8 protein-coding genes are annotated in these 14,455 nt (G+C 40.1%); 3 read left to right on the forward strand and 5 right to left on the reverse strand.

Features of this window, described 5'->3' with window-relative positions; all coding sequences use genetic code 11:
* The 5 genes from RIC88_RS18995 to RIC88_RS19015 form a co-directional block, all read right to left on the reverse strand.
* On the reverse strand, positions 1-309 hold the full coding sequence (locus RIC88_RS18995) for a hypothetical protein (protein WP_350219152.1): 309 nt from the start codon (positions 307-309) through the stop codon (positions 1-3).
* Between the two features lie 72 nt (positions 310-381).
* Positions 382-1,128 (reverse strand): DUF1835 domain-containing protein, encoded by a 747-nt coding sequence (locus tag RIC88_RS19000; RefSeq protein ID WP_350219153.1) that lies wholly within the window; start codon positions 1,126-1,128, stop codon positions 382-384.
* 3 nt (positions 1,129-1,131) lie between these two features.
* Entirely contained in the window at positions 1,132-1,761 is a 630-nt protein-coding gene (locus RIC88_RS19005; protein ID WP_350219154.1) for a lipoprotein signal peptidase, read from the reverse strand.
* Positions 1,761-5,111, reverse strand: coding sequence for an isoleucine--tRNA ligase (ileS, locus tag RIC88_RS19010; RefSeq protein WP_350219155.1), 3,351 nt, complete (start codon positions 5,109-5,111; stop codon positions 1,761-1,763). Before ileS ends, RIC88_RS19005 begins: the two co-directional genes overlap by 1 nt.
* Before the next feature lie 15 nt (positions 5,112-5,126).
* Positions 5,127-7,448, reverse strand: a complete 2,322-nt coding sequence (locus RIC88_RS19015) for an efflux RND transporter permease subunit (RefSeq protein ID WP_350219156.1) — start codon at positions 7,446-7,448, stop codon at positions 5,127-5,129.
* Between the two features lie 213 nt (positions 7,449-7,661).
* On the opposite strand from RIC88_RS19015, the gene RIC88_RS19020 reads away from it, so the two are divergent.
* The 3 genes from RIC88_RS19020 to RIC88_RS19030 all read left to right on the forward strand — a co-directional run.
* The gene (locus RIC88_RS19020) at positions 7,662-9,593 is read left to right on the forward strand and encodes a histidine kinase (RefSeq protein WP_350219157.1); all 1,932 of its coding nucleotides are present in this window, start codon (positions 7,662-7,664) and stop codon (positions 9,591-9,593) included.
* Positions 9,594-9,623: 30 nt separating this feature from the next.
* The gene (locus tag RIC88_RS19025) at positions 9,624-10,373 is read left to right on the forward strand and encodes a LytR/AlgR family response regulator transcription factor (protein ID WP_350219158.1); all 750 of its coding nucleotides are present in this window, start codon (positions 9,624-9,626) and stop codon (positions 10,371-10,373) included.
* A 95-nt stretch (positions 10,374-10,468) separates the two neighbouring features.
* Positions 10,469-14,455: LamG-like jellyroll fold domain-containing protein (locus RIC88_RS19030; RefSeq protein ID WP_350219159.1), on the forward strand; the 3,987-nt coding region annotated here is incomplete at its 3' end.

Raw genomic sequence — 14,455 nt, forward strand, 5'->3', positions numbered from 1 at the left:
TCATTCAAAGTCATCGTCTTCTCCATCATATTTATCTTCATATTCATCCCTGATGTCGTCTCTTAGATTACCCTCATCATCATAGTCATCATCATCCGCGATCAACTCTTTGGCTTCAGCTACGGTCATTTTTACAAGGTAGTATCGGTCTTCAGTTTCAAAAGGTAGCCCACTTTGATACTCGCCATCTTTGTTCACAAATTTGATTAAGTGCTCCTTAAAACCGTATGGATACGCAAGCTTGATTTGCTCTTGTATCTCTACATCAAGGTTTTCAAAGGCTTTAAGTACACGAGGCTTATTATTCATGGGACTAATCTAAAAATTAATCGCAGAAAATTACAAATGAGCTCAATTTTTTGAACATTTCTTGAAGACTTTTTAGAGATACGTCTTCAATACTTTCTCATGAAGTCTTTTCACCTGTAAATCTCCATACCCATAAATTGGGACTCTTTGGCAAAATTCACGGAATATGACACCAAAGTCGGTGGTAGATTTTTCTTGGATGATATCCAAAATAGTTTGTTCCGGACGACCGATAGTCCCATCGAGAGAAAATCGCTCTACATGAGCGTTTACAGCTTCTTTTACAAATGGATATTCCTCGTGAATTTGAACGGAAAGCTTCAATAAACGCTCGATTCCATTCTTTCGATAGTTAAACCATAGCAAGGCAAACTGATTGATATTAACAGGCGTAAGGGTTCGTTTCTTTTTGAAGGCATTAATCAATCCCTCTTTATCCAACCCCCCAAAACCAAACTGTAAGGAAGAACCTTCCGGTCGTACTAAATTGACTTGAACTTTTTTGGAATAGAGGAGGCTGCAGACAAACCAAAAATTAACCTGGCAAAAGAGGTCATCTTCAAACCACAGATTAATTTCACCTTCATCAAGATTGGCAATTTTGCTTATTTGAGGAATGACTTCATTCTTATACTTTCCTTCGGTATCACCGAAAGTTTCATTTATGAAGTTGGCTCTTATTTTGAAAAAGGAGTCCAACGAATCACCATGGACCGGTCCATCCACTAAACATTCTTTCATCACAATGACGTCACCTATCAGATCCGTTGGGAATTGATCTTTTAACGCATCACCGTTGAGAATGTGATATGTGTTCAAGGCCTAGGTTTCTTGTGTTCCCAGTTCGGATTTTGTTTCGCTCTCTTCTTGTTCCTTCTTGAAATATCTTTTCTGGAAAGCAATGATAAAACAGATAGCGACAAAAATGGAGGCATCTGCAATGTTGAAAACAGGCCATAATGCTATATAATCACCGCCAATAATAGGAATCCAGTTTGGTAAATAGCCCTCCCAGATGTCTATGTAGAACATATCTATCACCTGACCATGAAACCATGCAGTTGGCGCATCAAACGGTGCATTGTCAAACCAAATTCCGTAAAAAACCGAATCAATCAGATTACCGATAGCTCCTCCAAGGATCAATGAAATGCAGATGATCAGGCCGGAGTTTGCCTCTTTTTGTATAAGTGAATAGAGATAGTACCCGATTGCCATCATGGCACCAATTCTGAAAACGGTAAGTATTAGCTTACCATATTCAAAGTTCAGCTTCATACCAAACGCCATTCCCGGATTGGTGAGGTAGTGAAGTTTGAACCATTGACCAAAAATCATAATTTGACCCTGCGTTCCCATGTCCATGTTATAATAGACCACCAACTTTACGATCTGATCAATGATGATTACGACAAGGGCAATTAGAAAATATTTTATGATCTGATTTCTCATCAATTTGCTACTTCAATTTGTACGTCTATTTCTATCCCGTCAATATCAAATTTCTCAGCACCACTTGCTTCTTTAGACTCTAAAGAAACGGCCTGAGTTTCAATTTTTATATACTCGGAAAAGTCGATCAGAGCAGCACTCATCATTGCATCAGTGGTTTTGTAACTCACCGCAATTTTGTCCTGTACTTCCAGACCTTTGTCTTTCCTGAGATTCTGAATTCGATTTACCATGTCCCGGCTAAGTCCTTCTTTTTTCAAATCATCAGAAATGGTGATGTCAAGTGCTACTGTCAAATTTCCTTCCGATGCTACCAGCCATCCCGGTATATCTTGTGAGGTGATCTCTACATCCTCCAGTGAAAGTGTAATCTTTTCACCTTCTATGGCTATCTCAAATGCATTGTCTCGTTCAATGGCAGCTATTTCATCTTTCCCAAACCCATTAATAATTGCTGAAATAGCTTTCATTTTTGGTCCATAGGCTTGTCCTAGCTTTCGGAAATTAGGTTTGATATTTTTCACCAAAATACCGGATGCGTCATCCACATATTCTACCTCTTTCACATTGATCTCCGTTTTGATCAATTCTTCCACCGCCTCAATTCTTTCTTTCACTTCCGACTTAAGAATTGGAATAAGCACCTTTTGCAGAGGCTGCCTTACTTTGATTTTCTCTTTTTTCCTTAACGAATGAACCAATGAAGAAATGCTTTGTGCGTAGTGCATACTTTCGGTCAATGCCTGATCAATCTTACTTTCGTCTGCCTTTGCAAGCAATGTCAAATGAACAGATTCCGATATTCCTTCTGTTCCTGATGACAGGTTTTTGTATAACCAATCGGCATAAAACGGAGCGATAGGGCTCATCAATTGAGCCGTGGTTGACAGGCACTCATATAGTGTTTCATACGCTGCTTTTTTATCAGCATTTAGCTCACTTCTCCAGAACCGTTTCCTTGACAAACGGACATACCAGTTTGATAACTGATCATTCACGAAATCCTGAATAGCACGAGCAGCCTTTGTTGGTTCATAATCCTCATAGAATGATGTGACATCCTTAATAAGGATTTGCAACTCAGAGATAATCCAACGATCAAATCTAGGTCGATCTGCAACCGGGGTTGAATTCTTTTCATCCATCTGGAATTTGTCCAGATTGGCATAAAGGGCGAAAAATGAGTAGGTATTGGTGAGCGTTCCAAAGAACTTTCTTTGAACCTCAGCGATACCATCCAAATCAAATTTTAGATTGTCCCAGGGATTTGCATTGGCGATCATATACCACCTGGTAGGATCTGCACCGTATTGTTCAAGTGTTTCAAACGGATTGATCGCATTGCCAAGTCTTTTAGACATTTTATTACCGTTCTTATCAAGCACCAACCCATTTGCGATCACGTTTTTATAAGCAACTGAGTCATTAAGAAGAACTGCTATCGCATGAAGTGTGAAGAACCAACCACGCGTTTGATCTACTCCTTCAGCAATGAAATCAGCCGGATAGTTTGCTTTAAAGGTTTCGTCATTCTCGAATGGGTAATGCCATTGTGCATACGGCATAGCACCTGAATCAAACCAAACATCTATCAGATCCGATTCACGTGTCATTTTTTGACCTGAATCACTTACTAAAAAGACATCATCTACATATGGTCTGTGCAAGTCAAAATCTTCCGGAAGGTCAGCACTCATAAAGCCTGCTTCAGCAGCTTTGTGCACTTCTTTTTGAAGCTCTTCAATGCTGCCAATACATTTCATCTCTGTACGATCTTCGGTAACCCAAATCGGGAGAGGCGTACCCCAGAACCGAGACCTACTTAGATTCCAGTCAACCAAATTTTCAAGCCAGTTTCCAAACCTACCTGTTCCGGTAGATTCCGGCTTCCAGTTGATGGTTTTGTTAAGGTCAACCAAACGATCCTTCAGAGCGGTGGTTTTGATAAACCATGAATCTAACGGGTAGTAAAGAACCGGTTTGTCTGTTCTCCAGCAATGTGGGTAGGAGTGTTCGTACTTTTCTACCTTAAAAGCTTTATTATCTTCCTTAAGCTTGATTGCAATGAGGACATCAGTCGGCTTGAAATCAGGGTCGTTTCTTTCTTTGTCAGAGTAGTACTCTTCTTTCACAAACTTCCCTGCAAAATCTGTCACTTCCTGAACAAATCTTCCTTGCTTATCTACCAAAGGAACATCCTGATCTTTTTCGTCCTTCACCATAACCGAAGGAACACCGGCTTGCTGTGTAACCCGAAAGTCATCAGCACCAAAAACAGACGCAGTGTGAACAACTCCGGTACCATCTTCTGTGGAAACAAAATCTCCGGGAATGATGCGGAATGCCTTTTCTTCTAATTCAGTATTCGTGACATACGGCATCAATTGCTCGTAGCGGACTTCAAGGATTTCAGATCCTTTAAATTCTTTCGAAACTTCAAAAGGAATAAGCTTATCACCCGGCTTGTAATCTTCAAGTGCCAGATCTTTCGCTTTTTCTGAAAAGAATTTTCCAACCAGGTCCTTGGCCAAAATGACTGAAACAGGCTCGAAAGAGTATTGATTGAAAGTCTTAACTTTTACGTATGTGATTTTCTCTCCGATGGCAAGTGCGCAATTAGATGGAAGTGTCCATGGCGTGGTGGTCCAGGCTATGATTCTCACATCTTCATCTCCGTCAAAAAGGAATGCGGATCGATCATCTTTCTTTATTTTGAACTGAGCCACGACAGAGGTGTCTTTCACATCTCTGTACGTCCCGGGCTGATTCAATTCATGTGAGCTTAATCCGGTTCCGGCAGCAGGCGAATATGGTTGAACGGTGTAACCTTTGTAAAGCAAGCCTTTATCAAAAAGACGTTTCAACAAGTTCCATACTGACTCGATGTACTCTTTTTCGAAGGTCACATACGGATTGTCCAGATCTACCCAGTAGCCCATTTGCCTGGTGAGATCGTCCCACTGACCTTTAAACTTCATTACTGCCTCACGGCATTTGGCATTGTACTCCTCAACCGAAATCTTCTTCCCAATGTCATCCTTGGTAATGCCTAATTCTTTTTCTACCTGAAGCTCAACAGGAAGGCCATGAGTATCCCATCCACCTTTTCGCTTCACCTGATAGCCTTGGAGGGTTTTGTATCGGCAGAAAATATCTTTTACGGTTCGGGCCATTACGTGGTGTATCCCGGGTGTGCCATTAGCTGACGGAGGGCCCTCATAGAATGTGAAGGTATCCTTGCCTTCACGGGTACTTACTGATTGGTCGAAAATATTATTCTCCTCCCAAAACTTGAGGATATCGTTCGCGATTTCCGAATAGCTGACTTTCTTAAATTCAGGGTACTTCACTGTCCGTAAAAAATTCTAATTAGTTTTCTTTTTTTTCTTCTTCTTTTTTGGATTTCCATCCTCGTCAATCCCCTCGGCAAGCTCTGGCACACTATCAATAAGTGGATGACTCGACTTACTCCGCTTTCCACTATCAAATTGGAGGATTAAGGCAGGCAACACTACTACATTCGTAATCATTGCAAAAAACAATGTGATGGAGGTGAGTTTTCCTAATGCGATTGTTCCACCAAACTCAGAAAGAACGAATATGATGAACCCAAAAAACAGTATGATAGATGTGTAGATCATGCTAGATCCCGTCTCCCTTATACTCTTACTTATCGCTTTTGAAACGTTGAATTTATTCGCGAAAAGCTCTTGCCGGTACTTAGCCAAAAAGTGGATAGAGTCATCGACCGAAATACCAAATACAATACTAAAAATTAATGCGGTACTGGGTTTAAGTGGGATTCCAAAATAACCCATGATTCCGGCAGTAACAAGAAGTGGGATTACGTTAGGAATGATTGAAATGATGATCATTTTCAAGTTTCTAAAAAGCAATCCCATGATCAATGCGATAATGAAAAATGCGATGACCATAGATGTAAGAAGATTCTCGATCAAAAACTTGTTGCCTTTGATGAACATCAAAGTTGTCCCTGTAACGTTCACATCCATTTTAGAATCAGCAAAAATGGAATCTATTTTAGGAGCAATCACCCCGTTTACCAAAGAGTCTAGCCTGCTTGATCCTATGTCTGCAATCTTCAATGATACCCGAACATATCGTCCAGTGGAATCAATGAATGATTGGGATAATTCTTCCGTTTCACCTTCACTCAGATAGCGCATGATAAACGCCATATCTCGATTCGTAGGTAGTGAATAGAATGCAGGGCTTTGATTATAAAATGCTTGTCTGGCGGCTTTAGCAAAGCTTACTACCGAAACAGGCTGAGAGATGTAATCGATAGATGAAATGAATGTTTCAAACTCATCAATCTTTTTCAAGTTTCTCAGGTTTTGAACCCCTTTCTTAGCACCTGTATCCACAATAACTTCCAGCGGCATGATTCCACTAAAATTGTTTTCGAAGAACTGCAGATCTTTTTTTAAAGGGCTATTCTCAGGGATATCATCAACCATATAAGAGACAGCTTTGATTTTACTTAATCCATAAGCGGATACAATTGCCACACCTATGGTCACTATGAAAATTGCAGGTCTTAATTTGTGAACGATCACATCAAGCCACTGAATGATCGAATCCAGCATCTTGAATTTTAAGTGCTTCAAATGCTTTTGAGTTGGTGGCTTGTAAAGAGAGAATACTCCGGGAATTAGAATAATACTGACCACAAAGGTGGCCATGATATTAATACCAGCCACAATACCAAATTCAACCAGTACATTGATTTGAGTGGTGGCTAATACGAAGAAACCAACAGCTGTAGTGAGGTTGGTAATGAAAGTCACTACACCAATCTTTCTTATAATGCGACTAAGTGCTTTCATCTGATCACCATGCTGACTAAACTCATGGTGATACCTGTTGAGCATGTACACACTGTTAGGTATCCCGATTACAACAATAATTGGAGGTATAAGACCGGTGAGTAATGTAATCTTATATTCAAGCAATGCCAGCGTACCCATTACCCAAACCACTACTACTCCGATGATTATCAGTGGGAAGAAAACTGCTTTGAATGATCGAAAGAAAAGAAATAGAATGATACCGGTAACAACCAATGAAAGGGCCAGGAACATGTTTAGCTCTGCCTTTACTTTGCTGGTAGTGATGGATCTTGAATAGGGAAGTCCTGCAAAATGCACGTCTACTCCACTCTCTTCCTCAAACTTTTGACCAGCATCAATAATTTCATTTACGAGCGCATCACGGTTCTTCGAGTTAAGTACATCCTTTTGAATGGTAATCAGAATAAGCGTTGCTCCGTTATCAGCATTTATTAATTGTCCACTATAGAACTGAAGGCTTGCCGCCCCTCTCAAAAGGCTATCCAACTCTTCTTGATTGTCAGGAATGTTCTCGAAGACAGGCCTCAGCTCAAAAGCCCTTTTTTGGGTGTTCTTCTCAAGTTTCTGAAGATTCGGGAGCCCTAAAACGTTTCGAATTCCTTCTTTTGCTTCAAGGTCAAATGTTAGCTTGCTAAACTTTTTAAAAGTTTCAAGTTCGTAAATGGCACTATCCTGAACGCCCAGCGCCATGATGTTTCCATCCTCCCCGAACGTCTTTCTAAATTGCCTAAAGTAGACCATGTCCGGGTCTTTCTCAGGGACGATGTTCGCCAGATCATATGACCATTTGATGTTTTGAGACTGGTACCCCATAAAGACAGTCACTAAAGCTAATAGGACCATCAGCGTGACGCGAAAACGGAGGATTGTATGAGCGAGTTTAGACCACATAATAAAATAGTGCGCAAAGGTAATTAGATAAGGCTTAGGGGCAAGATTTTCAGGGAGTTATCACCTGACTAATTGTTGAGTCTGGATGTAGATAGTGCTAATTTGGTAAATTGTTCAAATTTTCTAATAAAGCGAATGAGACCCATTCTTGTAATTACATTATTTGCTATACTCTTTACTGTCAATTCACAGGAGACCAACGTCCTTCTTGAAAAAATCAATCTTCGGGAAATGAATGATCTGGATTCTATTAGTTGGTATTTTTTGACAGCCATGAAAATTGCCAATGAAAATGATGATTTATCGCTTCGCAATAAGGCCCTTATTAGAAAGGCAGGCATTGAACTATTTCTTTTTCGCTACAATGAGGCGGATAGCTTGATTCAAATGGTCTCACCACCGCTGGAGGTGACTGACCGAGTAGAATTACACCGAATCAGAGGGAATATTTTAAATGAACAAGATCAAAATGATGAATCATTAAAAGAATTTTATAAGGCACTTGATCTAACCAAAAAACATGGTTTAACCAAATTCGAGCCGCAAATATACTTTGACCTGGCGGCAGTGGTTAGGAAAAATAGTGACCTGCAAACAGCAACCAAATATTATCGATCCGCATTAAAACAAGCTGCCGAGCTCAACAATATTGACCTTGAAGTCAGAGCGAATATTCAAATGTGCAAGGTCTACAATGGGTGGATCGTGCTAGATCTGGACTCATCAGTTTATTACGGTGAAAAAGCAATAGCACTTGCTAAGAAAGAAAACTATGAGTATGGCTATGCTCTTGCGCTCTCGATCGCACCGGCTCCTTTTATCAGGGTTGGGCAAAATCAAAGAGGAATTAGATTATCGAAAGAAGCATTGAGCTATGCTGAGAAGTACAATTTTCCTTTGATTACAAGATATTACCTTATAGCGAATCAGGGATTTGCATTCAAGAACCTGAAGATGTATGATTCGGCCCTTTTCTATATGAAAGAAGCCGGCAAATTAAGGTCCGGTAGTCTGGATTATCCAAGGTTGAAATACGAGGTGTTAAAGGCGCAGGGAAAATACAAAGAGGCACTTGCTGCCCTGGAATACTATTCACAAAAAACAGATTCAACTCAACGAAGTAGGAGTATATCTAAGCTATCATCCATGCAGGCTAGATATGAGACAAACTTGAAAGAAGAAGAGCTTAAAGCTGAAAGGCAATTAACAAGTCTTCAACAAACCAAGCTGGATCAGCAGCGCTATTTAATTTTTGGGATGATAGTTATTGTGCTTCTATTAATACTGGCTCTTGCACTTGTTTACCGTCAAAGAAAGCTGAAAAAACAAAAAACGCTCTCAGATCTCGAGTTGGCAGAAACACAAAAACTTCTTGATTTAGAGCGTCAATATAGGGCGTCAGAGCTGAAAGCTTTACGTTCACAAATGAATCCACATTTTGTCTTCAATGCATTGAATTCTATTCAGGAATATATCATGACAAATGAAAGGAGACTTGCTGGAGAATATCTTGGAAAATTCGCCGACTTGATGAGAATCTACCTTCAGCATAGTCAAGTAAAAACGGTGACAATACGCGAAGAAACAGAGGCATTAAACCTATATCTTCAATTGGAGAAATTGAGGTTTGAAGATTCACTTACCTGTTCAATTGAAATTGGAGATGATGTAAATACGGAACAATTAATACCTTCTTTGCTTTTGCAGCCTTATGTTGAAAATGCAGTGAAGCATGGACTGCTTCATAAGGAGTCGGAAAGAATCTTGAAAATTGATATAAAGTCAGATCATGAAGGTCTATTGATCTGTGAAGTAATTGATAATGGTGTTGGAAGAAAGAAATCTCAGGAGATCAATAAAATGAGAAACCCCGGACATAAATCCTTTGCCTCTGAGGCGACCACCAGTAGGCTTAGTCTTTTAAATCTGGATAGGGAAAATCCGATTGAAGAAGAAATATTGGATTTGGTAGATGAAAATGGCAATCCTCAAGGCACAAAAGTCACCATAAGGATACCATTGGCTATGGAAGCTCAAAGTACACTTTCGGAAGTCCGAACTGATTAATTGAATGTCTCAACATATTTTTGATTTGCAATGAAAGCAGTGATCATTGATGATGAAGAAAAAGCTAAAAGGCTTCTGAGGGTTTTAGTGGAAGAAAACTGTCCGCAAATAAAAGAACTTAAAGAAGCGAGTAACCTCCCGGAAGGTGTTAGGCTAATCAATGAATTTCAACCACAAATTGTGTTTTTGGATATTGAAATGCCTGGATACTCGGGTATTCAGCTGCTGGATTTTTTTGCTCCAAGCCAAATTAATTTTGAAATTATCTTCACTACAGCCTATAGTGAATATGCAATCAAGGCATTTCAGCTCAATGCCATTGACTATTTGTTAAAACCATTGCGAGATGAGCAGGTTGCTCAGGCTGTTGAGAAAGCCTGTGTACACTACGGCAAGTCTCAGGTGAGTGAGCGACTAGATGAGCTTCGTAATACGCTCAAGTCATCAAGTATCAAGAAAATTGGATTGCCGGTGGCTGATGGAGTACTATTTGTAAAATTTGATGACATAATCATTTTAAAAGCGGATCGAATGTACACACGAGTGTTCACAGAAACGAATGGAGAAATCTTGGTCAGCAAGCCTCTAAAGTTCTTCATGGATTTGCTTGTGGATGCACCAGAATTTTATCAAACTCATCGCTCTTACCTCATAAACCTAAAGTACATCAAGCAATACGTAAACAAAGACGGTGGCTATATCGTCATGGAAAATGAAGAAATCGCCTCCTTATCCAGAGAACGAAAAGAAGAGTTCTTTGAGGTGATACAGAATACCTAGAGATTGGGAAATTCAAAACTGTCATTCGGAAGTTGAGGTAAAAATTGCCTATATATATATATCATTTTTGATCTGAAGCCTTAAAAAAGATCAAAATGAAACATTTACTTTTAGCTGCCTTTCTAATCACAATTTCGATTAAAGGCAATTCGCAATGTACGGTTAGTCCTGTTGTAGACGATGACTTTAGCACTGCTGACCCATGCTGGAATTTAGCCGGTGGAGCCTATGTCAGTACAGGTGAATTAAGGATGTGGCCGTCCGGAAACTTTGAGCAAGTGGCTGTTTTACCAATGGTTAATAATGCTCAAGGTGTTTTGACACTTGATGCAAGAAGATTTAATTCTTTCTTTGGAGCAGGCACAATTGATGTTGGAACAATGCCATGTGCCACCTGCTATCCTTCATTTCAAACGATCGCAAGTTTTACACCTACTGAGACGACACCTACCAGCTATACATTTGATCTATCGAACTACACCGGCTCCAACCAGTACATCGCATTGCGATCCCCTGGGTATAACTCCGGAGGACGTGCAAATTTTGACAATGTGTACTACAGAAGTCAGTGTGCATCTAGTACAGGAGCAACCGCGGTACCGAAGGATATCACCGTCTTTCTTGATGAAGCTGGCCAGGTGACAATTACTCCGGAAGATGTTGATGACGGATCGGCAGATTCATGCGGTGATCCTGTTGTCCTAAGCTTGGATGTTTCTTCATTTACCTGCGATGAGTTAGGAGATAATACAGTAGTGCTTACTGCGGAAGATACTGAAGGGAATTCTAATTCTGCGAGTGCCACAGTGACTGTGAAACCTACAATTTTATTCGCTGCAACGGATCTTTATCTTGATGAAACGGGCAATGTAACTATTGCTATTGATGATATTGATAAAACGGGATCAAGCATATGCTCAGCAATTACCTATACACTTGATCAATTAACTTTTGATTGCACAGAGACAGGTTTTCATGATGTAGGCATTACTGCAACATATGGTTCGGGATTGACTCATACATCTTCAATCAGTATAAATGTATATGATAGTTTAGGTCCTGTGATCACTGCCCAAAATCTATCGGTTCAATTAGATCAAGCTACAGGTGTTGCCGAGATAACTACAGCGATGATAGATAATGGCACTATAGATAATTGCTCGTCTAGCTTGGATTTATCTTTATCTCAAACTGTTTTTACTTGTTCGGACCTGGGCGAGAATACCATAATATTTTCGGCAGAGGATGAACATGGGAATGTTGCATATTCTGAGGTAATTATTACAGTCACTTCAATAATAGAAGATGAAATAGTGACTGCTGCACAAACAGATTTTTGCGTGGATGGAAGCACTGGAACAACTATTTCCATTGCTTCATCCGTATCCGGAATAAACTATTATTTAAGAAATAGTGAAGATAATTCTATTGTAGATGGCCCACTCACAGGTACAGGAACTTCACTCGATTTCAATACAGGGAACCTCTTAGAAACAACCACATTTAATGTGTACGGAGAATTGAATTCTACTGAATCAGTAGATAGCAAGGGACTCGCTTTGGGTAGTTTTCCTAGCACCAGTAGCTATGTGGAAATACCTAATTCAGAATCGCTTCGCTTAGATGAAAACTGGACGATAGAAGCCTGGGTTAAGCCAATGGAAGGCAATCAGTTTTACAGCATTGTTGAGACTTACAATGCTAGTGGAGGGTATATATTAAGAACGACCACCTCCGGATTCTTCCAGGCTTTTGCCATGTTTAGTTCGGGTAGCTACCACACGGTGACTTCAAGTACTCCACTTGTTGATCAACAATGGAATCATGTGGCAGCTTCCTTTAACGAGACTAGCAATGAACTCAAGATTTACATCAATGGTGCATTAAATGCAACTAACGCTAACGCCACTATCGATCAGCGAGGAAGCACACATACTATCAAACTGGGAGCAAGAGGTGATGATAATCAGATACAACAAGGAATATATCAGGATGAAGTTAGAATCTGGAACATTGAACGATCAGCTCAACAAATCATTGATGCTAAGGACATCAGTTTATCAGGAAATGAAAGTGGTCTGGTTGCGTACTACCATTTTGATGACCTCACATTTGAAGCAGCCAATATGGTACTCCCTGACCGATCAGCAAACAACAATAATGGCACTTGGCGAGGCACATACAGTACCTCAAACATAGTAGAAGGAGTGGAAACAACATCTTCATCTAGCTGTGCTGTTCAAATGTCAACAGAAGTGACCATCGGGGATAATACTGCCCCTACAGTTGTAGTGCAGAATATCACCGCTTCATTGGATGATTCAGGGCAAGTCACAATAGATCCTTCAGATTTAGACAATGGATCAACTGATAATTGTACGTCTCAGACGCTGGACTTTAGCTTAAGTAAGGATACATTTTCTTGCGACGATTTAGGTGCAAACACTGTCATGTTTAGGGTTTCCGATAATGCAGGTAATATTGATTCGGTGGAGGTTGTTATTTCAATTGAAGATACAATTTCACCGACAGCATTGACTCAAGATATGAGTTTAGAACTTGATGCTTCCGGGAATGCATCCATAACAGCCTCAGATGTAGATAATAATTCCTCTGATAATTGTTCCGGATCACTCACATATTCTTTGAGTAAATCTAATTTCTCATGCGCGGATATTGGAGAAAATGAAATTACGCTTACTGTAGCGGATGGATCGGGCAATGAGGCTTCTTCATCAGTTATAGTTACAGTTGTTGATGCAACTGCTCCTACAGTAGATGCTCTACCAAACTTCGACCTGGCGCTGGACAACACTGGCATTGCATCATTGTCAGCATCAGACCTTGACAATGGATCATTAGATAATTGCACATCACCAGAGAGTTTAATCTTGTCTCTCTCACAAAGTGAATTTTCATGTGATCATCTTGGTACAAACTCTGTAGTTCTTTCAGTGGAAGATGAAAATGGAAACACTACTACAAGTATCGTAACAGTAAATGTGATTGATAATGTAATACCAACAGCAATTGCACAGAATCTTGAAGTTCAGCTTGATGAAAACAATGAAATCGAAGTTCTTGCCTCAGAAGTAGATAATGGGTCATCGGATAATTGTGGTGGATTAGTTTTCGAAATATCCAGATCATCCACAACAAGTCGTTCGACCACTAATACAAGCAGCATTACATTTACTGAAAGCGATCTAGGGCCAAATGAAGTCCTGCTTACAGTGACTGATAATTCAGGGAATTCAGCTAGTGCGACAGCAACTGTCACTGTTTTAGAATTTAAGCAAGCGCAAACCATTACCTTCACCCAGATCAATTCAAAAACGTACGGAGATGCCCCCTTCGAATTGTCAGCTTCGTCTACTTCCGGTTTGGCTGTAAGTTTCAATATTGAAAGTGGTCCTGCTTCATTGAATCAGAATGAATTGACAATTAGCGGAGCTGGTATTGTTACGGTTAGCGCGACACAGGATGGCGATGATACATTTGCGGCAGCTGAACCAGTTCAGCAAAGTTTTGAGGTTGTAAAAGCCTCCTTGACAGTTTCTGCCGACAACCAAACCATTACCTATGGTGATGAAATTCCTGAATTAACATTGACTTATACCGGATTTGTGGATGGAGAAAATGAAGCGAACCTTGAGGAGGTGCCAGTCGTGGTGGCGGATCTTGGAATTCAGGAAGGGCTGACAGGAGCAGGTGTGTATGATATCATAGTTTCAGATGGTGTTTCTAACAATTATGAATTCACATATGAAAATGGAATATTAACAGTAGACAAGGCGGATCAATTGATTACTATTGAGCCGATATCCGACAAAGAACCAACTGATGCACCGTTTGAAATAATCGCAAGTGTGGATTCCGGTTTACCTCTTAGCTTTACTGTAACCGGTCCTGCAACAATTTCCGGCACTACCATAACACTTAATGGTACTGAAGGAATCGTAACAGTAATAGTTTCTCAAGAAGGAGACAACAATCACCATGAAGCTTCGGAGACTTTGTTATTCAATGTATCTGTTCCTTTATCAGTTGGGAATCTTGCAAACGAGTTAAATATTTATCCT

The organism is Ekhidna sp., assembly GCF_040220215.1.
Lineage (GTDB): Bacteria > Bacteroidota > Bacteroidia > Cytophagales > Cyclobacteriaceae > Ekhidna.

Coding starts and splice junctions, on each gene's coding strand:
- RIC88_RS18995 (WP_350219152.1), bottom strand. CDS start 309: ATGAATAATAAGCCTCGTGTACTTAAAGCCTTTGAAAACCTTGATGTA.
- RIC88_RS19005 (WP_350219154.1), bottom strand. CDS start 1,761: ATGAGAAATCAGATCATAAAATATTTTCTAATTGCCCTTGTCGTAATC.
- RIC88_RS19015 (WP_350219156.1), bottom strand. CDS start 7,448: ATGGGGTACCAGTCTCAAAACATCAAATGGTCATATGATCTGGCGAAC.
- RIC88_RS19020 (WP_350219157.1), top strand. CDS start 7,662: ATGAGACCCATTCTTGTAATTACATTATTTGCTATACTCTTTACTGTC.
- RIC88_RS19025 (WP_350219158.1), top strand. CDS start 9,624: ATGAAAGCAGTGATCATTGATGATGAAGAAAAAGCTAAAAGGCTTCTG.